This window comes from Ochrobactrum sp. AP1BH01-1 (assembly GCF_018066705.1).
Lineage (GTDB): Bacteria > Pseudomonadota > Alphaproteobacteria > Rhizobiales > Rhizobiaceae > Brucella.
Genome location: NZ_JAGPOU010000002.1, coordinates 1012760 through 1031343 on the forward strand (window position 1 = coordinate 1012760; position 18584 = coordinate 1031343).

The window sequence follows — 18584 nt, forward strand, 5'->3', positions numbered from 1 at the left end:
CGTTACGGTTCAGGCTCCGACGAAAAGAACAAAGCGAGGAAAACATGACCGATCTGCGCGATCAAAACAGCGACATGATTGTCGTCCTGCCCCTTGGCGCTCATGAACAGCATGGACCTCACCTGCCGTTTGAAACGGATACGATCATCGCCGAAGGCATTGTCGCGCGCGTCAGCGATGCGCTGCCCGCCGATCTTAACGTCAACTTCCTGCCTGCCCAGCCGGTCGGCTATTCCATCGAGCATATGGACACGGAAGGAACGCAGAGCCTCGCCTTTGCCGAGGCCGTGAACCAGTGGATCGGCATCGGTGAAAACCTTCACGCGGGCGGCATTCGCAAGCTGGTCATGCTGAACGCGCATGGTGGAAACTCGCCTCTCATGACCATCGTCGCGACGGAGCTGCGCACCCGCCTCGACATGCTGGCAGTCGCCACGAGCTGGACTCGCTTTGGCCTGCCGGAAGGCCTTATCGCGCCGGAGGAAAAGGCGCTCGACATTCATGGCGGCTTCATCGAGACATCGGTGATGCTGGCCCTGCGCCCCGATCTGGTGGATATGTCGAAGGCGCGCAACTTCTCCAACGCCCAGTCACGCTATGCCGAGGAATTCAAGTTCCTGCGCGCCTATGGCCCGCACGCCTTCGGCTGGAAGATGCGCGACCTCAACCCGGAAGGCGTCGCAGGCAACGCTGCCGCCGCAACGGCTGAAGCAGGCGAAAAGCTGATCGCCAACGCGGTGACAGGTTTCATCGAACTCCTGCGCGATGTCGACAGGTTCGACCTCGCCCGATTCAAGTCGCAACGCCTCACCAGTCAGCCGAGCTGAGCCCGGATATATCGGGATGGGCACGCTCGTCGCACGAAGAGAACATGCCGAAGCATGGGCGCAATTGCGCCATGCGCTTTGGCCCGACACCAGCCTTGAGCAGCATCTGCAGGAGATTTACGAGACTCTCGATCAGGATGACCCTGATGCCGTAACATTCATCGCGGAAAGCGCTGGCGATCAGATCGCAGGCTTCGCGGAGGCAGCGTTGCGGCGCGACTATGTCAACGGCTGCGAGACATCGCCTGTCCTGTTCCTCGAGGGAATCTACGTGTCTGCCGAATATCGTCAGCGTGGCACTGCGCGCTTGCTTTGCGAGGCAATCGCAAACTGGGGCCGAGAAAAAGGCTGCACCGAATTTGCCTCCGACGTTCTGCTTGAAAACCGGGACAGCCAGAGCTTTCACATGGCACTGGGTTTTGATGAAACGGAGCGGGTGATCTTCTATCGGAAACTTCTTTAAAGGGGTGAGATCTGACGTCTGCATACGGCAAGCTTCGAGAAAAGCCCCTGCCATCATCGTGAACGACAACAATGTAATATTATAGCATTGCATATGGCATTCACGCCGCCCTTCCCTTATATGAATTGTCCTATCCGGGGTTTCGGTGCCGTGCCGCTTCGCGTGGCCGTTCTGAACCCGACTTCAAAGGCCACAACTTCAAGAGGCATGACCATGAGCCAGGCTGAAGCCCAAACCGAAGCTCCGTCTGAAACCAAGACGACCACTGAAGCTGGCCGCATTCCCGTGACCGTTCTGACCGGTTATCTGGGTTCGGGCAAAACCACCCTTCTCAACCGCATCCTGACCGAGAACCACGGCAAGCGCTATGCGGTCATCGTCAATGAATTCGGCGAGATCGGCATCGACAACGACCTGATCGTCGAGTCGGACGAAGAAATCTACGAAATGAACAATGGCTGCATCTGCTGCACCGTGCGCGGCGACCTGATCCGCGTGGTGGAAGGGCTGATGCGCCGTCCGGGCCGTTTCGACGCCATCATCGTGGAAACCACCGGCCTTGCCGATCCCGTTCCCGTCGCGCAGACCTTCTTCATGGATGACGACGTGCGCGCCAAGACCGGCCTCGACGCCGTTGTCGCCCTTGTCGATGCCAAGCACCTGCCGCTGCGCCTCAAGGACAGCCGCGAGGCGGAAGACCAGATCGCCTTTGCCGACGTGGTGCTCATCAACAAGACCGACCTCGTGACGCCGCAGGAACTGGCGGCTATCGAGGCGACCGTGCGCGCCATCAACCCGCACGCCATCATCCACCGCACCGAGCGCGCATCCATCCCGCTCGACCGTGTTCTGGATCGCGGCGCCTTCGACCTCAAGCGCGTTCTGGACAACGATCCGCATTTCCTCGACCACGATCATCCCGACCACGTATGCGGACCCGACTGCGATCACGATCACCATGATCATGACCATCATGGGCATGACCATGGGCACGGGCACCACGCGCATGATCACGATCATGATCATCACCACGACCATGACCATGTTTGCGGTCCTGATTGCGATCATGACCATCATCACCACGATCACGCCTCGCCGATCCACGACGTGACGGTGAAGTCGGTGTCGCTCAGGGCTGGTGAAATCGATCCGGCGAAGTTCTTCCCGTGGATACAGAACATCACCCAGACGCAGGGTCCGAACATTCTGCGCCTCAAGGGCATCATCGCCTTCAAGGACGACCCGGACCGCTATGTGGTGCAGGGCGTGCACATGATCATCGAAGGCGATCACCAGCGCGCCTGGAAGGAAGACGAAAAACGCGAAAGCCGCCTCGTCTTCATTGGACGCGAACTCGATCCCGCCGCCCTGAAGGCCGGTTTCGAGAACAGCCAGGTGAAATAACGCCCGGTTCTGGACGAGCCGGGTTATTCCCTGTTCAATTCTTCGCATTTCCAGTAAGCCGTTCCAAGCCTTGCTGGAAATGCCCTCAGTCAATAACAATACCGGAAGCCGATGCCTACAGTAGCTCCGCTCGACCTCGAAGGTCATTGTCTTTATGCGCGCTTTGTCGGCGGCATTCCCTTCTTCGCCATGGCCGATGGCTCGATCCATCAGCTCAACAACGGAAGCAAGACCTCAACCGCCCATGACGGGCTGTTGAGCGCAACCGTTTCCGTTGACGGAAAGTCACTCATCACCGGCGGCGAAGATGGTCGTGTGTGCCGCATCGACGCCGACGGGACGGTAACGGAACTTGCGAAGATTCCGCGCAAATGGATGACCGCAGTGGCGGCAGGTCCGGGCGGCACGGTCGGCTTTGCGTCGGGGCGCACCGCCTGGACACGCACCTCAGACGGCAAGGTGCAGGAATTTGCGCAGGAACGCAGCGTCGAGGGCATAGCCTTTGCGCCGAAGGGCCAGCGGCTGGCGATTGCGCGCTATAACGGCGCGACGCTGATCTGGACCGGCACGGCGGCAAAGCCCGTCGAACTGGAATGGAAAGGCGCGCATATCGGCGTGATCTTCTCGCCCGATGGCCGTTTCCTCATCACCTCGATGCAGGAAAACGCGCTGCATGGCTGGCGTCTCGAAGATACGAAGCACATGCGCATGACCGGCTATCCTGCGAAGGTGAAGGACTGGTCGTGGAGCGCCAAGGCCAAGTGGCTCGCCACATCCGGCGCGCCGGCGGCAATCGTCTGGCCTTTCGCGGGCAAGGACGGCCCGATGGGCAAGGCCCCGCTGGAGCTTGGGCTTCGCGGCGACAGCATGGTGACATCGGTTGCCTGCCACCCGGTCGAGGACATTGCGGCCATCGGCTATAATGACGGCATGATCCTGATCGCGCGTTTTGCCGACAGCAAGGAAGTGCTGTTGCGCCGCCCCGGCAAGGGCGCAATCACCAGTATGGGTTGGGACGATCAGGGCCAGCGGCTCGTCTTCGGCTCCGAGGCCGGGGATTGCGGTGTGGTTTCGATAGCGGATTAGAGCGGATCCCGAAAAGTGTGAAACGATTTTCGGAAAAGATGCGCGTAAAAACAAATGATTAGAGCGCCGATCTGATTCAATCAGATCGAAACGCGTTCTAGACCTGAACAGAAACCGTAGTTGCGGGGGAAACAGTCCTATGGACTGATTCCCCGTTTCATCCACACAAGTGGACTGCTTGCAGATCCTCAGACCTGATCGTTTCGTTTGGCGCGAGCCACGCCGAAAAGACCAGAGATCACCAGCGCCACGCCGACGCCCATCACCCCGTAACCCAATGCATTCGACGCAATGTCGCTCTGATTAGCGGAGGCAATGGCTGCGGCAGCTTCCGATGCGCCAGAGCCACCGGCCTTTGCATCCATCATAGCGACCATGCCCGGCTCGTTGCATTTCGGCAGCAACGACGATTTGGCATCGGCATTGTCACCATAAATATTCTGGATGATTTTTTCGCAGCGCTGTTGATCGGCACTCGAAACAGACGAGCCGCTTGCCTGATAATAAAATCCGCCTGCCACGAGAGCTGCGCCGATAACGGCCATCAGAACAGACGAACCTTTAGAACTTCTTCGAATCATACGATTTCCTTATTTAAATCTAGAATAGCTAATAGATCACACCGGCAACGGACCAACAATCGCAATCAATCCGCAGCGGTTTTATCCTGTTCATACAGGAGGAAGAGAATTTCAGTATGCTTTCACGTCGTTCTATTGTCCTCGGCGGAGTATCGGCAGTCTTTTCGACGTCCCTGCTCGTTGAAAAGACTTTCGCAACCGCCCCTGCGGCTGAGGTCGAACCATGGGCGCAAAAGCTGATTGCAGCGGCGGAAAGCCAGGTGGGAACGACGGTTCGCTATGACCCCGCCTATACACAGTTGAAATATCCCGGTGGGGACGTTCCTCTCGATCGAGGCGTCTGTACGGATGTCATCATCCGCGCCTATCGACAGGCGTTGAATGCGGACCTACAGGCCCTGGTCCATAACGATATGCGGAAAGCTTTCACGCAATATCCGAGAAACTGGGGCCTGAAGCGTCCCGACCCGAACATTGACCACCGTCGCGTGCCGAACCTTGCCGTGTTTTTCAACAGGAGCAATGCGGCTTTACCGGTTACAAAAGCCGCACAGGATTATCGTCCGGGCGACCTCGTTGCACAGATGCTTCCCGGAAACCTGCCGCATATAGCCATCGTTACACAGCGCTATAATGCCGAGGGCACACGTCCTTTGGTTGTTCACAATATCGGTGCAGGAACCCGGATTGAAGACCGGCTGTTTGAGTTCCCCATTACCGGCCACTTTCGCTATCGCCCGAATGCATGAAGCAAAGCCCGATCAGGAAGACCGACCGGGCTTCATTCAGGTTGACGCTAGCTGTATTACTGGCCGCGTCGTGCAACCGCAGGCGCGCCATCCGGTCCGAGCGAAGCCACCCACTGGCTGATGGCTGCGACGTCCTTTTCGCCCAGCATATGATCCGCATCGATGGTGCGGGCGTCGACGCGCGCGCCGCCCGAGCGCAGAAGTGCTGAAAGCGCTGGCGCAAACGGTGAGTAGAGCTTGTCATCCTCGCCCGTAATGGTCAGAACGCGCGCCTTGCTCAGATTGGCGGCGGGCGCATTGTCCAGAACCGGCATCGAACGCATCAGCACGGCGCGCTTCACCAGATCAGGGTGAAGCATCATGGTCGCCGCCAGAAGATTGGCGCCATTCGAATAGCCCACGAAGGTTGCGTGAGTGAGGTCGAGTTCCTTGTCGTCGGCCAGACGCGTGAGGAAGGTCACGAAGGCATTGGCTTCGAGCTTGATGTCCTTCTGGTCGAACTTCACCGGCGTAATGCGCTTGTACCAGCGCGTGCCGCCATCCTGCATCACGCGGCCACGAATGCCGAGCAGCGTGGCGCGCGGCCAGATCTTGGTCGCCATCGGCACAAGGCTGGTTTCATTCCCGCCCGAACCGTGCAGCAGGATCACCAGCTCGTTCGAAGCGTTTTCCGGCTTGTAGAAGCGATGGATGAACTGCCTGCTGCGCGAAAAATTCTGTTCAGGCGTCGTTTCCGTATCCATCTTCTTCTCGCGCATTGTCACGCCTTCACCCAACTTGGGAGCGCCCTGCTCTTCTTTCATCGATGCGGCAATCGCGTTCAGGGCCTTGCCCTGACCGTTCGTCGAAACGGGCTGGCCTTCGGCAAGAGCCGGGCCGACCGTCACCGTAAGTGCAGCTGCCGCCAGAGCGGCCATAAACATCTTCTTTACCATGATCTCAACATAGCCAATGAGACGTTAACGAAGGTTTGAAGGCAGCTCTTCCCAGGTGCGTCCCCACCCCTGCCGGTTTGAATGATAGTCACTCTTAGCAGATGACTTTTAGCGAGAATGTGGCGTCGCGCACGAAAAATTACACCCTGTTACAATCTTGCAATATCCGCGCCCCGCTTCAACAATGCGTGAATGGCCGAGCGTCCGCAAATTATCCATGCTTTTGACGCCTTTACGTGGGAACATGCTGTCAACATAGACAGACGGCATCTGCCACAAATGGGGAGCAAGCAACCATGAGCACCTTCAAACCCGGTCGCTTTTCGTCCGCCCGTCTTACTTATGATGCGGTGACGCCCAAAGGCCTCTATCTGAACCGCCGTTCGTTCATGGCCGGCGCGGGTGCTCTGGCCGCTGCCGGCATCGCGTCTTCGGCCCTTGCCGAACCGCTCAGGGCGAAGGCTTCCGCCTATAAGGTGGATGAGAAGCTGACGCCGCAGGAAGCGGTGACGACCTACAATAATTTCTACGAGTTCGGCACGGACAAGAGCGATCCTTCCGCCAATTCCGGCAATTACAAGCCGCTGCCGTGGAAGCTCACGGTCGACGGTCTTGTGAAACAGCCGAAGGAATTCGACATTCAGGAACTGATTGCCAAGATGCCGCTTGAAGAGCGCATCTACCGGATGCGCTGCGTCGAGGCGTGGTCGATGGTCATTCCCTGGATCGGCTTTCCGCTCGCAAGCCTTCTGTCGCAGGCGGAGCCGCTCGGTTCGGCCAAGTACATCGCCTTCACCGGCGTCGTGCGGCCGGAGGAAATGCCGGGCCAGACCGGTCTCTTTCAGGTCCTCGACTGGCCTTATATCGAGGGCCTGCGTCTCGATGAAGCCAATCATCCGCTGACCATCCTTTCGGTCGGCCTTTACGGTGAGACCTTGCCCAATGCGAACGGCGCGCCGATCCGGCTCGTGGTGCCGTGGAAATACGGCTTCAAGGGCATCAAGGCGATCACCAAGATCAGCTTCGTCGAAAAGCAGCCGCCGACCTCGTGGCAGCAGCAGGCCGCCAATGAATACGGTTTCTACGCCAATGTGAACCCGGAGGTCGATCATCCGCGCTGGAGCCAGGCGACCGAGCGCCGTATCGGCGAAGGCGGTTTTCTGGGGTCCGGACGGCGTCCTACCCTGCCCTTCAACGGCTATGGCGAGGAAGTCGCCTCGCTTTATGCAGGCGTGGACCTGAAGGTGAATTACTGACATGGCGGCGGCGACAGGCAGGAAGAAGACCCTTCGACCGGGCGAGTGGAAAATCTGGCTGCTCTATGCCGCCGGGTTCGTTCCGGCGGTCTGGACGTTCTATCAGGGCCTCACGGACAGGCTTGGCGCCGATCCGGTCAAGACCTTTGAACACACGCTTGGCCTGTGGGCGCTGCGCTTCCTGATCCTGACCCTGATGGTTACGCCGATCCGCGACCTCACCGGCATTGCGTTTCTGCGTTACCGGCGCGCGCTCGGCCTGCTCGCCTTCTATTATGCGCTGATGCACTTCGCCACCTATATGGTGCTGGATCAGGGCCTGAACATTTCCGCCATCGTCGCCGATATCGTGCGGCGACCCTTCATCACCATCGGCATGATCAGCCTTGTGCTGCTGGTGCCGCTGGCGCTTACCTCCAACAACTGGTCGATCCGCAAGCTCGGGCGGCGCTGGAACAGCCTGCACAAGCTGGTCTATGTGGCGATTGCGGGCGGCGCGATCCATTTCATCATGTCGGTGAAAAGCTGGCCTGCGGAACCGGTCATCTATGCCGGGATCGTCGGCGCGCTTCTGCTGTGGCGTCTGGTGCGTCCGCACGCCCGCAACCGCAAGCCTGTTTCCCGCCCGCGCGGCGAAGCAATGGCGGCAAAGAAATAAGCCCTGACGCGCCAATAACTTTCTACAGTCCTGATGTAGAAACTTAAATTAATTATTCTGACCGTTACCCCCATGACATGACGATGCAAATCATGTCAGTATCGCCGCAATTTCCGCATGCAAACTAAATCCCGGCAGCGGCAACCGACGAATACGGAATGCATATGTCATCTCTCCTGAAATCGGCTCCCGTCCGCATCGCAGGCAAATTCGTCTTCATTTTATTCACCCTCGGCTTTTCGATCTGGGCCAGCTTCGCCATGTGGTTCCAGTTGCCCTTCGGCGATGCGGTGCGCGGGTCGGTCATCGCCGCCTGGCTTTTGATCGTGCTTGGCGTGATCATTGGCGAAAGACATTACAGCTGCTGGCGAAGGCGGCTCTTCTTCTGCCTTCTGGCGCTGGCGATACTGGCGGCCTGGTCCACGGTGCGCCCCTCCCTCAACCGCATATGGGCGCCCGATGTCGCCCGCACGGTGACTGGGCAGGTCAATGGCGACATCGTCACCCTTTCCAATGTGCGCGATTTCATCTGGCGGACCACGGAAGATTTCACGCCCAACTGGAAGGAAGAAACCTACGATCTCAGCAAGATCACGTCGGTGGATGTCTTTCTTTCCTACTGGTCGAGCCCGGCAATCGCCCATACGCTTCTGTCGTTCGGCTTCGAGGATGGCCGCCATGTGGTCTTTTCCGGCGAAATCCGCCGTGAGCATCATGAGGTCTATTCGCCCATTGCCGGCTTCTTCCGCAAATTCGAGCTCGCGATGATTGCCGCGGAGGAACGCGATATCATTTATCTGCGCACCAATGTCCGCAAGGAAAATGTCTACCGCTACCGCGTGAAGCTGCCGCCAGCGGGCGCGCGCGAACTCTTCCTGTCCTATGTCGGACTTGGCAACGAGCTGGCGGAGCAGCCGAAATTCTATAATACGCTGACCGCGAACTGCACCACGATCATCTTCCACATGGCGCGGGTGCTGGACCCGACCTTCCCCTTCGATTACCGCATTCTTCTGTCAGGCTACCTGCCTGGCTACCTGCACGATCACGGCTGGATCGAGAATGGCGGCACGCTGGAGGAAACGCGCCAGCGCGCATCTATCGATGCAAGGGCGCTCGCAGGCGGACGCGACGGTTTTTCGGAGCGCATACGAGAATAGAAAAACCCCGCCGGAGCCGGAACTTCGACGGGGTTCTCTTTTAGTATGAAGAGATTACACCGCAGCGGTGATGATGATCTCGACCTTGTAGTCAGGCGTTGCCAGCGCTGCTTCGCCGGTGGCGCGTGCAGGCGTGTGAGCCGGATCGACCCATGCATCCCAGACGGCGTTCATTTCTGCAAAGTCCTTCATGTCGGCAAGCCAGATGATGGCCTGAAGGATCTTGGTCTTGTCGGAGCCCGCTTCCTTGAGAAGACGGTCCACCTCGGCCAGAACGGCCTTGGTCTGTTCGGTGACGCTGGCGCCCGGATTGCCCACCTGACCGGCGAGATAAACGGTGTTGCCGTGAATGACGGCCTGGCTCATGCGCGGGCCGACCCCGATGCGACGGATGCTCATGGTGAACTCCTCTCAATACTGCTCTTCTGCGGGATGGTCCCGCATGTGAAAACGTTGCGCATCCTTATTAAAGCCCTAGTTTGCTTTGGCAATGCCAATGCCAGCCCGATTTGCGCAATTTCAGCAAAAAGAGGAGGACAGCCATGTCGCAACCGCTCGCCGAGATTTATCGCGACTATATAGCATGCCTCAACCGGCAGGCCTGGGACGACCTCAGGCTTTATGTACATGAAGAGGCCATTCACAACGGCAGACCCCTGGGGCTCGGCGGCTATCGAGCGATGCTGGAACAGGATTTCGAGGCGATCCCGGACCTGCGCTTCAACATCGAACTCCTTGTCAGCGAACCGCCGCGTATCGCCAGCCGCCTCCTGTTCGACTGCACGCCGAAGGCGATGCTGTTCGGGCTGCCGGTCAATGGCAAACGGGTCCGGTTTGCAGAGAATGTTTTCTATGAATTCGAGAATACGCTGATAAGGAAAGTCTGGTCCGTCATCGACAAGGCAGCGATTGAAGCGCAACTGTGATATAGCATCCGCCACCATTGACTCTTTGTCCCCCTCCCCCTATAAGCCGCGTCACGTTCGCCCGCGCGGGTTTACGGATGGTTTTGTGCTGTCCGTCGCAAGGGACAAGAACCAGCTCCTGTTCAATAGAGCATGATCCCGAAAGGTGAATAACGGTTTCGGACAAGATCGTGTTCAACGGAAAAACAGAATCAAGAAGGGCCGCACACCGCGGTATTAAATAAATGAAGCGCACTTACCAGCCATCCAAGATCGTCCGCAAGCGTCGTCACGGTTTCCGTGCACGCATGGCAACCACCGGCGGCCGCAAGGTTCTCGCCGCTCGCCGTTCGCGCGGCCGTAAGCGGCTTTCCGCTTAATCTTTTCCCGCGCGGCTGCGCGGTGACGAAAAGAATGAAGACGCCAAAGCAAATACTCCGCCTTCGCAAGAGAGCGGAGTTTTTGGCTTTGAGGAATGGTGAAAAGCGACGTGGTCCGCTGTTTCTTCTTGAGGTCCGGGAACGGACCGAAGAGGAATCGCAAGCCGCCAAGATCGGCGAAAAACCCCGTGCAGGTTTCACCGTAACGAAGAAGAACGGCAATGCCGTGATACGCAACCGCATCCGCCGCAGGCTCAGAGAAGCGGTACGTTGTCACGCAGGGCGTGACATGGCGCCTTCGACCGACTATGTGATCGTAGCGCGCGAGCAAGCCCTCACTGCGCCCTTTTCGCGACTGACCGAAGAACTCTCCCGCCGCATCAAGGCGAAGGGTGAACGGCGGGGCGATGGGAAACGCCGAACGGAAAGACCGGAATCAGGACCCGTCAATGGAAAATAATCGTAATTTCTTCATCACCATTGCCCTGTCCATCCTCGTGCTGACGCTGTGGCAAGTGTTTTATCTGGGTCCGAAGACGGAAGCCCAGCGGGAGCAGGCACGCATTGAGGAGCAGCAGCAGCAGAAACAACAGGCGACGCAGCAGCAGGCGCAAGGTGGCCAGAACGGCGACACGCCGCAGATGCCTGCAGCCTCCGGGAACATTCCCGGCCACGGCGATGTCGCAGCCGGCGGCGGCACGCTGAGCCGCGAGGCAGCGGTCGCCCAGACGCAGCGCATCGAAATCGACACGCCTTCGCTGCGTGGTTCGATCAACCTGACCGGCGCCCGTCTCGATGACATCTTCCTCAAGAACTATCACGAGACCGTCGACGACAATTCGCCGAACATCGAGCTGCTCGCGCCCTCGGCGCTGAAGCAGGGCTATTTCGTCGAACTGGGCTTTACCGGCAACGACACGACCGGCCCGGTTCCCGGACCGAACACGGTCTGGACCGTGGAAGGCAATAACAGGCTGACGCAGACGACGCCCGTTACGCTGACCTATACCAACGAGAAGAACATCACCTTCAAGCGCGTCATTTCGGTTGACGAATCCTACATGTTCTCGGTGGAGGACACGATCGTCAACAATTCCGGCGCGCCGATCTCGCTTGCTTCCTATGGCCGCGTGACCCGCTTCAACCAGCCGGAACATGCCAGCGCCACCTATGTGCTCCACGAGGGCCTGATCGGCGTCATGGGCCAGGACGGTCTGCAGGAAATCAAATATTCCAAGATCGAGGACAACAAGGACATCTCGTTCAAGGACGTAAGCGGCGGCTGGCTCGGCATCACCGACAAATATTGGGCGGCAACGCTCATTCCGCCGCAGGACGAAAAGTTCACCGGCCGTTTCTCGCACTTCACCAATGATCGCCCGCGCTATCAGGCCGATTTCCTCGGCGCGCCGATGACCATTGCCGCCGGCCAGACGCAGACATTGAAGAACCATGTCTTCGCCGGTGCGAAAGTGGTTTCCCTCATCAAGAACTACGAGGAAAAGCTCGGCATCAAGCAGTTTGAACTGCTGATCGACTGGGGCTGGTTCTACTTCATCACCAAACCGATGTTCTATCTCATCGACTGGATCTACAAATTCTCGGGCAATTTCGGCGTCGCCATCCTGGTCGTCACCGTTCTGCTCAAGGGCCTGTTCTTCCCGCTTGCCAACAAGTCGTACAAGTCGATGGCACGCATGAAGCTGGTGCAGCCGAAGCTCACTGAAATCCGCGAGAAATATGCGGACGACAAGATGCGGCAGCAGCAGGAAATGATGAAGCTCTACAAGGAAGAGAAGATCAATCCTCTTGCCGGTTGCTGGCCGGTGCTGGTGCAGATTCCGGTGTTCTTCGCGCTTTACAAGGTGCTCTACGTCACCATCGAAATGCGCCATGCGCCGTTCTTCGGCTGGATTCAGGACCTTGCAGCGCCCGATCCGACCTCCATCTTCAACCTGTTCGGCCTTCTGCCATTCGGCGTGCCGCACTTCCTGATGATCGGCGTCTGGCCGCTTTTGATGGGCATCACCATGTTCCTGCAGATGCGCATGAACCCGACGCCTCCAGACCCGACGCAGGCTGCGATCTTCACCTGGATGCCGGTTATCTTCACCTTCATGCTGGCTTCGTTCCCGGCTGGTCTGGTGATCTACTGGGCATGGAACAACCTGCTCTCCATTACCCAGCAGGGCATCATCATGAAGCGCCAGGGCGTGAAGATCGAGCTCTTCGACAATCTCAAGAGCCTCTTCAAGCGAAAGCCGAAAGAGGCGAAAAAATAGACTTGAAAGAACCCCGCTTTGGCGGGGTTTTTTATGCCGTCATGTTGACAATGCGGCTCATAACATTGATGCGTGTACTCAATAGAATACACCATCGGGACAGAACCATTGAGCGAGCAGGATAAGAAGCAGGCGGCGATCAGGGCCGCTCAGGCGGCGGCGGATGCGGTCCGGGAAGCCCAGGCGGCGCTCGTCGAGGAAGGTCGTCTGCTTTTCAAGAAATCGTGGATTTTCATCCGCGGCGTGCCGTCGATGAAATTCCTGCCGCCGGAAGGCCCGGTGGAAATCGCCTTTGCGGGCCGCTCCAATGTCGGCAAGTCGTCGCTCATCAATGCGCTCGTCAACAAGAAGGGCCTTGCGCGCACCTCCAACACGCCGGGCCGCACGCAGGAACTGAACTATTTCGTGCCGGACGGTTATTCGGGCGAGAATGGCGACCTGCCGCCGCTGGCGCTCGTCGACATGCCGGGCTACGGCTTTGCCGAAGCCCCGAAGGCGCAGGTCGATGCGTGGACCCGGCTGGTGTTCGATTATCTGCGCGGCCGCACCACGCTGAAGCGCGTTTATGTGCTGATCGACGCCCGCCACGGCATCAAGAAAAATGACGCGGAAGTGCTCGACCTTCTCGACAAGGCGGCAGTGTCCTATCAGATCGTGTTGACCAAGATCGACAAGATCAAGCCTGCCGGGGTGCCGCGCCTCCTGGAAGAAACGCACAAGCTCACCTACAAGCGCGCAGCCTGCTTCCCCGGCATCATTGCAACATCGTCCGAAAAGGGCGTAGGTCTGGACGAGCTGCGAGCGGCAATCGCCCTGCTTTTGAAAGAATACTGATACTATCTGTTCTTTCGCATGTCTAAATCCCAAAACCGGTTCCCGGTTTTAGGGACATGCTCTATCCCGGGCAGCTTTCAGGCTGCCCGTTCAGCCCTTCATTGAGGCGCTCGAAACTGGCGCTGACATGCCCGTCGCCGCGTTTTATATGCAGCACATAGATGCTGTCGAAATCCTCGCCGCGCCATTTCGGCACTTCGGCCTTGTCGCCGCCATTGTCCTTCAGGAGATTGCGGGCCAGTTCGTAAATCTGCTTGTGTTCCCAGCCAACCAGTATAGTCGCGTTGGCAAATCCGGGCTGTTCGAGCGCCTTCTGCAATTTTCCGATCTCGTCATAGCCAAAACGCGTATCAACCGGCATTCCGAACCGGATGGCGGTCGGCTCCACGGTCGCGAGCGGGCGGATATAGGCATAGGAAACGCCGCTATCCGTCTTCTCCTGCGCGGGATCGGGCGCAAAGATGGCGTCAGGCTTGCCGAAATCCCGCGCGATGACGGCAGGCAGTTTGAGCGAGCGGTTGAGCCCCTGGCAACTCAACTGCCCCATGCCGCCTTCCGGCTTTTCTCCATGACGAATGAACACGATGGTCTCGGTGGTTTCGGCGGTCTGCGCGGCTTGGGACACGGCAGCGCCCGCAAGACAGGCAAAGGCGGCAATCAAAACTCTATGCATGAAACGGGCTTTCTGAAATTTGTGGGTTCAAAACGGGTTATCTCTTAGACGAACCAGCCTTTTGTGGCGAAAAATAAACGCCGGAGGCTGGTTTCGCGGATTCCATTTGCGATAAATCCGGTCTAGACATGACTGCCTCTTTTGCCCTGTCGCCTGCCATGGAGCCCGCGATGACGACACTTGAAAACCCTGAAATGCAAGCGCAACTCCTGTCCGCAGCCCTGCCCTATATGCAGCGCTACGAGAACAAGCATGTCGTCGTCAAATATGGCGGCCACGCCATGGGCAATCCTGAGCTGGGCAAGGCTTTCGCGCGGGACATCGCGCTCCTGAAACAGTCCGGTATCAACCCGATCGTCGTGCACGGCGGCGGCCCGCAGATTCAGGCCATGCTGACAAAGCTCGGCATCGAATCCCGCTTTGAAGGCGGATTGCGCGTCACCGACGAAAAGACCGTCGAAGTGGTGGAAATGGTTCTGGCCGGCTCCATCAACAAGGAAATCGTCGCGCTCATCAATGCCGAAGGCGAATGGGCCATCGGGCTTTGCGGCAAGGACGGCAACATGGTCTTCGCGCAGAAGGCGCACAAGACCGTCATCGACCCCGATTCCAATATCGAGAAAGTGCTGGACCTCGGTTTCGTCGGCGAACCGGCGGAAGTCGACCGCACTTTGCTCGACCTGCTCGCCCGCTCCGAAATGATCCCCGTCATTGCGCCGGTTGCGCCGGGCCGCGACGGCCACACCTATAACATCAATGCCGACACTTTCGCAGGCGCCATCGCGGGCGCGCTGGCTGCAACGCGCCTTCTGTTCCTCACGGACGTTCCGGGCGTTCTCGACAAGGACAAGAATCTCATCAAGGAATTGTCGGTTGCCGATGCGCAGGCGCTCATCAAGGATGGCACGATTTCCGGCGGCATGATCCCCAAGGTCGAAACCTGCATCGATGCGATCCGCCGCGGCGTTGAAGGCGTTGTCATCCTCAACGGCAAGACCCCGCATTCCGTGCTGCTTGAACTGTTCACCGAGCATGGTGCCGGCACGCTTATCGTTCCGTAATTAAAAGGAGCGTGCCTATCGTTCCATAAGCAGCAAACTGCCTCCGGGCGGCTTTTGTCCTGGAGAGCCGCTCTGCTGTTTAGCGACGCGTTCCCTTAGGAAGCGTGCTACAAGAGACCGATGAAATTTGATATTTGTTTTGCAGAAGTCCAGCATACCGAGTGGCTGGCGATGCATGACCTGCATGTACCGCCTCACTGGGTGAAGCGCTGTGTCGCCAATAGCGAATACATAATCGCTTTGACTGACGCTGATCCTGTCGGCTTTCTCCGCTTTAGCTGGTTCTGGGGAGCACTGCCCTATATGGATATGATTCAGGTCAGCCCCGAATACCGGCGCTGCGGCATAGGCAGATCACTCTTCCGTTTCTGGGAAACAAAGATGCGGGAATGTCATGCCACGACATTGATGACATCCAGTGTCGCCAGCGAACAGGAGCCGCAGGCTTGGCATCGAAGCAACGGATTTCGCGAAAGCGGCAGCATTTCCTTTGGCGCGTTTCAACCTGAAGCCGAGGTCTTTCTGATCAAGGACATCCGGTAGATATTATCAAGCGGTGACATAAGAACCATGACCAATCAACCTGATGCCTCGGCTTTTGCCCACGTCACCGACTGGGTGTTCGACCTCGACAATACGCTCTACCCGCACGCCGCCAATCTGTTTTCCCAGATCGACGTGAAGATGACGAGCTATGTCGAGGCGCTGCTGAACCTGCCGCGCGACGAAGCGCGCAAGATTCAAAAGCAGTTCTATCTGGAATATGGCACCACGCTGAAGGGTCTGATGGAATGTCACCAGATCGATCCGGATGACTTTCTGCAAAAGGTCCATGATATCGACTATTCCTGGCTGAAACCCGATCCGGCGCTTGGGGAAGCCATCAAGGCGCTGCCGGGTCGCCGCTTCATCTTCACCAATGGCGACCGCGGCCATGCCGAACGCGCCGCCCGTCAACTCGGGATCCTCGATGATTTCGACGATATTTTCGACATTGTGGCGGCAGGCCTGACACCGAAGCCGGAATCGGTCACCTATGACCGCTTCCTCGGCGTTTTCGGTATCGATGCGGGCAAGGCCGTCATGTTCGAGGACCTTGCGCGCAATCTGGTCGTTCCCAAAGCCCTCGGCATGAAAACCGTTCTGGTCGTGCCGAACAACTTTGAGCCTACTTTTTCGGAAATATGGGAAAGCGATCCCGAGTTCACTGATCAGGTGGATTATGTGACGGACAACCTGACCGGATTTCTGGAACAGATCGTTGCAGTCAGATAGACATTTCACCGGCCTTGAAAAACGTATCGACGAGGCTGCTCACCGCCTTCTCGACAATCTGCCCCGTCACAAGATCACGGTTGCGCTGATCGAATTTCTGGTTTTCGGGCTGAAACAGGCATGGGCCTGCCTGTTCGGCGGCGCCATGCTGGGGCTCATCATCATGACCCGCTGGTTCTGGCCGGATGGCGGCGCGGGGTTCATCACGCGCTATGATTTCCTCTTCCTCTCCGCACTCGCGATCCAGCTTGCCATGCTGGTCTTCAAGCTGGAGGCATGGGAAGAAGCCAAGGTCATCCTGATTTTCCACGTCGTCGGCACGGCGATGGAAATATTCAAAACCCATGCCGGTTCATGGGTCTATCCTGAAGAAAACTTCTTCCGCATTGGCGGCGTGCCGCTGTTTTCAGGCTTCATGTATGCGGCTGTCGGCTCCTATATGGCGCGCATCAACCGCATCTTCGATATAAGGCTGAACCACTATCCGCCGCTCTGGATGACCGTGCTTCTGGCCGCCGCGATTTATGTCAATTTCTTCGCGCACCACTTCATCTGGGATGCGCGCTGGCTGCTCTTTGCTGCTACCTTCGCGCTCTACTGGCGCACGACCATGCATTACCGCGTCTTTCGCTTCCGGCATAAAATGCCGCTGCTGGTGGCCTTCCTGCTGACCTCGCTTTTCATCTGGATCGCGGAGAACATCGGCACATGGTCGAAGGCCTGGCTTTATCCCAACCAGCGCAATGGCTGGGAACTGGTCTCGCTCGGCAAGCTCGGCTCTTGGTATCTCCTGATGATCATCTCGGTCGTGCTGGTGACACTCGTTCACCGCCCCCGCCCCTATCAGGAAGAAGAGGCGCAAAGAAAAACGCCCGACCAATAGAGCATTTCCAGCAAAAGTGTGAAACGGCTTTGCGTTCGGAAATGCGGCAAAAACAAACAGATAGAGCGGTTCCAACGGGTTTGCTAAAACCGGAACCGCTCTAAGCCGGGCGCTTCCAACAACCTGTCAAGGGTGATCAAAGCTTGTAGAAATCCTTGATCAGGTCCCATGCTTCGTCGGCGGTTTCGACGAAGTTCAGCAACTCGATATCGGCAGGCGAAATCGTGCCCTGCTCGGCCAGAAACTCGATATTGATCGCCTTCGTCCAGAACTCCTTGCCGAACAGGATCAGCGGCATGCGCTCCATCCTGTTGGTCTGGATCAACGTCATCGCCTCGAAAAGCTCGTCCATTGTGCCGAAGCCGCCGGGGAAGACGCAGATCGCCTTGGCCCGCATCAGGAAGTGCATCTTGCGGATCGCGAAATAATGGAAATTGAAGCAGAGATCCGGCGTCACATAGGCATTGGGGGCCTGTTCATGGGGCAGCACGATGTTGAGCCCGATGGTCGGAGCGCCGACATCGGCAGCACCGCGATTGCCCGCTTCCATGACGCCGGGACCGCCGCCCGTCACCACGATGAATTCGCGATAATAGGTCGTGGCGGAATATTCGGAACATAGCCGCGCGAATTTGCGGGCTTCCTCGTAATACTGGGCATTGGCTTCGAGGTTTTTCTTCTGAACCTCGTTCTTGGCCGCCCAGGCCTCGCCGCCCGGCTCGGGAATGCGCGCGCCGCCGAACATGACGACAGTGGACTTGATGCCCCGGTCGGCCAGAATCATCTCAGGCTTCAGAAGCTCCAGTTGCAGGCGCACCGGGCGCAGGTCGCGCCGGGTCATGAAGTCATCGTCCGTGAATGCAAGGCGATAGGCCGGAGCCTCGGTCTGGGGCGTCTGCGGTACGGTTCGCGCCTGCTTGACCGCTTCCTCGGAATTCGGGAACGGCGTCCAGCCGGACTTCTCCATCGGGTTCATGCTTCTAACCTGCTCCTTCATTCTTGCCATTCAATGCATAACAGCATCCATTCTGGCGCTAAATGCTTAATCTGTCTCAAACGTGGCGCCGCAATCGGATCACGAACGAGATTGACCCTCATGGCGCCTTCGCTTAATCAATTTCCCAGCAAACGGGCCGGATGTCTCCGTGCCTGCCTTCCGCCGCCCTTCATGG

General features: G+C 58.0%; 22 protein-coding genes. 17 read left to right on the top strand and 5 right to left on the bottom strand.

Annotated elements, in window-relative coordinates:
* Positions 1–44 precede the first annotated feature (44 nt).
* From J9800_RS10230 to J9800_RS10245, 4 genes are all read left to right on the top strand, one after another.
* Positions 45–827 (top strand): creatininase family protein, encoded by a 783-nt coding sequence (locus J9800_RS10230; protein ID WP_114216194.1) that lies wholly within the window; start codon positions 45–47, stop codon positions 825–827.
* Positions 828–843: 16 nt separating this feature from the next.
* A complete protein-coding gene (aac(6'), locus tag J9800_RS10235) occupies positions 844–1290 on the top strand; it encodes an aminoglycoside 6'-N-acetyltransferase (RefSeq protein WP_114216193.1) in 447 nt (148 codons plus the stop codon).
* Between the two features lie 213 nt (positions 1291–1503).
* Positions 1504–2694 carry a CobW family GTP-binding protein gene (locus tag J9800_RS10240; protein ID WP_205315951.1) on the top strand — a complete coding sequence of 397 codons (1191 nt, stop codon included), beginning with the start codon at positions 1504–1506 and terminating at the stop codon, positions 2692–2694.
* Positions 2695–2805: 111 nt separating this feature from the next.
* Positions 2806–3780, top strand: coding sequence for a WD40 repeat domain-containing protein (locus tag J9800_RS10245; RefSeq protein WP_114216192.1), 975 nt, complete (start codon positions 2806–2808; stop codon positions 3778–3780).
* Between the two features lie 188 nt (positions 3781–3968).
* On the opposite strand, the gene J9800_RS10250 is transcribed toward J9800_RS10245, so the two are convergent.
* The gene (locus J9800_RS10250) at positions 3969–4361 is read right to left on the bottom strand and encodes a hypothetical protein (protein ID WP_114216191.1); all 393 of its coding nucleotides are present in this window, start codon (positions 4359–4361) and stop codon (positions 3969–3971) included.
* A 116-nt stretch (positions 4362–4477) separates the two neighbouring features.
* On the opposite strand from J9800_RS10250, the gene J9800_RS10255 reads away from it, so the two are divergent.
* Positions 4478–5110: a DUF1287 domain-containing protein gene (locus J9800_RS10255; RefSeq protein WP_114216190.1), complete on the top strand. Its 633-nt coding sequence runs from the start codon at positions 4478–4480 to the stop codon at positions 5108–5110.
* Between the two features lie 56 nt (positions 5111–5166).
* Here the strand turns inward: J9800_RS10255 and J9800_RS10260 are convergent, their stop codons facing one another.
* Complete coding sequence (locus J9800_RS10260; protein WP_112585474.1) at positions 5167–6045, bottom strand: alpha/beta hydrolase; 879 nt, start codon at positions 6043–6045, stop codon at positions 5167–5169.
* 296 nt (positions 6046–6341) lie between these two features.
* On the opposite strand from J9800_RS10260, the gene msrP reads away from it, so the two are divergent.
* The 3 genes from msrP to J9800_RS10275 all read left to right on the top strand — a co-directional run bounded on the left by msrP (position 6342) and on the right by J9800_RS10275 (position 9119).
* The gene (msrP, locus tag J9800_RS10265) at positions 6342–7301 is read left to right on the top strand and encodes a protein-methionine-sulfoxide reductase catalytic subunit MsrP (RefSeq protein ID WP_114216189.1); all 960 of its coding nucleotides are present in this window, start codon (positions 6342–6344) and stop codon (positions 7299–7301) included.
* A gap of 1 nt (position 7302) precedes the next feature.
* On the top strand, positions 7303–7959 hold the full coding sequence (gene msrQ, locus J9800_RS10270; RefSeq protein ID WP_114216188.1) for a protein-methionine-sulfoxide reductase heme-binding subunit MsrQ: 657 nt from the start codon (positions 7303–7305) through the stop codon (positions 7957–7959).
* A 164-nt stretch (positions 7960–8123) separates the two neighbouring features.
* On the top strand, positions 8124–9119 hold the full coding sequence (locus J9800_RS10275; protein WP_205315950.1) for an Lnb N-terminal periplasmic domain-containing protein: 996 nt from the start codon (positions 8124–8126) through the stop codon (positions 9117–9119).
* 54 nt (positions 9120–9173) lie between these two features.
* On the opposite strand, the gene J9800_RS10280 is transcribed toward J9800_RS10275, so the two are convergent.
* Positions 9174–9518 (bottom strand): RidA family protein, encoded by a 345-nt coding sequence (locus tag J9800_RS10280; RefSeq protein ID WP_112585466.1) that lies wholly within the window; start codon positions 9516–9518, stop codon positions 9174–9176.
* Between the two features lie 143 nt (positions 9519–9661).
* Between J9800_RS10280 and J9800_RS10285 the strand changes: the two genes are divergently transcribed.
* The 5 genes from J9800_RS10285 to yihA all read left to right on the top strand — a co-directional run bounded on the left by J9800_RS10285 (position 9662) and on the right by yihA (position 13520).
* Positions 9662–10045, top strand: coding sequence for an ester cyclase (locus J9800_RS10285; RefSeq protein ID WP_114216186.1), 384 nt, complete (start codon positions 9662–9664; stop codon positions 10043–10045).
* A gap of 224 nt (positions 10046–10269) precedes the next feature.
* Positions 10270–10404: a 50S ribosomal protein L34 gene (gene rpmH, locus J9800_RS10290; protein ID WP_006467565.1), complete on the top strand. Its 135-nt coding sequence runs from the start codon at positions 10270–10272 to the stop codon at positions 10402–10404.
* Between the two features lie 34 nt (positions 10405–10438).
* Entirely contained in the window at positions 10439–10864 is a 426-nt protein-coding gene (gene rnpA, locus J9800_RS10295; RefSeq protein WP_112585462.1) for a ribonuclease P protein component, read from the top strand.
* A complete protein-coding gene (gene yidC / locus J9800_RS10300; protein ID WP_114216185.1) occupies positions 10854–12686 on the top strand; it encodes a membrane protein insertase YidC in 1833 nt (610 codons plus the stop codon). The genes rnpA and yidC overlap by 11 nt, the downstream gene beginning before the upstream one ends.
* A gap of 207 nt (positions 12687–12893) precedes the next feature.
* A complete protein-coding gene (yihA, locus tag J9800_RS10305) occupies positions 12894–13520 on the top strand; it encodes a ribosome biogenesis GTP-binding protein YihA/YsxC (protein ID WP_502696727.1) in 627 nt (208 codons plus the stop codon).
* A gap of 61 nt (positions 13521–13581) precedes the next feature.
* Here yihA and J9800_RS10310 read toward each other — a convergent pair whose 3' ends face one another.
* Entirely contained in the window at positions 13582–14193 is a 612-nt protein-coding gene (locus J9800_RS10310; protein WP_114216184.1) for a hypothetical protein, read from the bottom strand.
* 170 nt (positions 14194–14363) lie between these two features.
* On the opposite strand from J9800_RS10310, the gene argB reads away from it, so the two are divergent.
* The 4 genes from argB to J9800_RS10330 all read left to right on the top strand — a co-directional run bounded on the left by argB (position 14364) and on the right by J9800_RS10330 (position 17412).
* Positions 14364–15254 carry an acetylglutamate kinase gene (gene argB, locus J9800_RS10315; protein ID WP_114216374.1) on the top strand — a complete coding sequence of 297 codons (891 nt, stop codon included), beginning with the start codon at positions 14364–14366 and terminating at the stop codon, positions 15252–15254.
* Between the two features lie 120 nt (positions 15255–15374).
* Positions 15375–15797: a GNAT family N-acetyltransferase gene (locus tag J9800_RS10320; RefSeq protein WP_114216183.1), complete on the top strand. Its 423-nt coding sequence runs from the start codon at positions 15375–15377 to the stop codon at positions 15795–15797.
* Between the two features lie 27 nt (positions 15798–15824).
* Entirely contained in the window at positions 15825–16529 is a 705-nt protein-coding gene (locus tag J9800_RS10325; protein ID WP_114216182.1) for a pyrimidine 5'-nucleotidase, read from the top strand.
* Positions 16516–17412 (top strand): DUF817 domain-containing protein, encoded by an 897-nt coding sequence (locus J9800_RS10330; protein WP_114216181.1) that lies wholly within the window; start codon positions 16516–16518, stop codon positions 17410–17412. The genes J9800_RS10325 and J9800_RS10330 overlap by 14 nt, the downstream gene beginning before the upstream one ends.
* A gap of 136 nt (positions 17413–17548) precedes the next feature.
* Here the strand turns inward: J9800_RS10330 and J9800_RS10335 are convergent, their stop codons facing one another.
* A complete protein-coding gene (locus J9800_RS10335) occupies positions 17549–18388 on the bottom strand; it encodes an LOG family protein (protein WP_114216180.1) in 840 nt (279 codons plus the stop codon).
* Between the last annotated feature and the right edge of the window lie 196 nt (positions 18389–18584).

Excerpts from the sequence above, each read along its gene's own strand:
- J9800_RS10260 (WP_112585474.1), bottom strand. The coding sequence starts at position 6,045 with ATGGTAAAGAAGATGTTTATGGCCGCTCTGGCGGCAGCTGCACTTACG.
- J9800_RS10280 (WP_112585466.1), bottom strand. The coding sequence starts at position 9,518 with ATGAGCATCCGTCGCATCGGGGTCGGCCCGCGCATGAGCCAGGCCGTC.
- J9800_RS10285 (WP_114216186.1), top strand. The coding sequence starts at position 9,662 with ATGTCGCAACCGCTCGCCGAGATTTATCGCGACTATATAGCATGCCTC.
- J9800_RS10320 (WP_114216183.1), top strand. The coding sequence starts at position 15,375 with ATGAAATTTGATATTTGTTTTGCAGAAGTCCAGCATACCGAGTGGCTG.
- rpmH (WP_006467565.1), top strand. The coding sequence starts at position 10,270 with ATGAAGCGCACTTACCAGCCATCCAAGATCGTCCGCAAGCGTCGTCAC.
- argB (WP_114216374.1), top strand. The coding sequence starts at position 14,364 with ATGACGACACTTGAAAACCCTGAAATGCAAGCGCAACTCCTGTCCGCA.
- J9800_RS10245 (WP_114216192.1), top strand. The coding sequence starts at position 2,806 with ATGCCTACAGTAGCTCCGCTCGACCTCGAAGGTCATTGTCTTTATGCG.
- msrP (WP_114216189.1), top strand. The coding sequence starts at position 6,342 with ATGAGCACCTTCAAACCCGGTCGCTTTTCGTCCGCCCGTCTTACTTAT.
- J9800_RS10250 (WP_114216191.1), bottom strand. The coding sequence starts at position 4,361 with ATGATTCGAAGAAGTTCTAAAGGTTCGTCTGTTCTGATGGCCGTTATC.
- msrQ (WP_114216188.1), top strand. The coding sequence starts at position 7,303 with ATGGCGGCGGCGACAGGCAGGAAGAAGACCCTTCGACCGGGCGAGTGG.
- J9800_RS10325 (WP_114216182.1), top strand. The coding sequence starts at position 15,825 with ATGACCAATCAACCTGATGCCTCGGCTTTTGCCCACGTCACCGACTGG.
- J9800_RS10335 (WP_114216180.1), bottom strand. The coding sequence starts at position 18,388 with ATGAACCCGATGGAGAAGTCCGGCTGGACGCCGTTCCCGAATTCCGAG.
- J9800_RS10310 (WP_114216184.1), bottom strand. The coding sequence starts at position 14,193 with ATGCATAGAGTTTTGATTGCCGCCTTTGCCTGTCTTGCGGGCGCTGCC.
- J9800_RS10275 (WP_205315950.1), top strand. The coding sequence starts at position 8,124 with ATGTCATCTCTCCTGAAATCGGCTCCCGTCCGCATCGCAGGCAAATTC.
- J9800_RS10230 (WP_114216194.1), top strand. The coding sequence starts at position 45 with ATGACCGATCTGCGCGATCAAAACAGCGACATGATTGTCGTCCTGCCC.
- rnpA (WP_112585462.1), top strand. The coding sequence starts at position 10,439 with ATGAAGACGCCAAAGCAAATACTCCGCCTTCGCAAGAGAGCGGAGTTT.
- J9800_RS10240 (WP_205315951.1), top strand. The coding sequence starts at position 1,504 with ATGAGCCAGGCTGAAGCCCAAACCGAAGCTCCGTCTGAAACCAAGACG.
- J9800_RS10255 (WP_114216190.1), top strand. The coding sequence starts at position 4,478 with ATGCTTTCACGTCGTTCTATTGTCCTCGGCGGAGTATCGGCAGTCTTT.
- yidC (WP_114216185.1), top strand. The coding sequence starts at position 10,854 with ATGGAAAATAATCGTAATTTCTTCATCACCATTGCCCTGTCCATCCTC.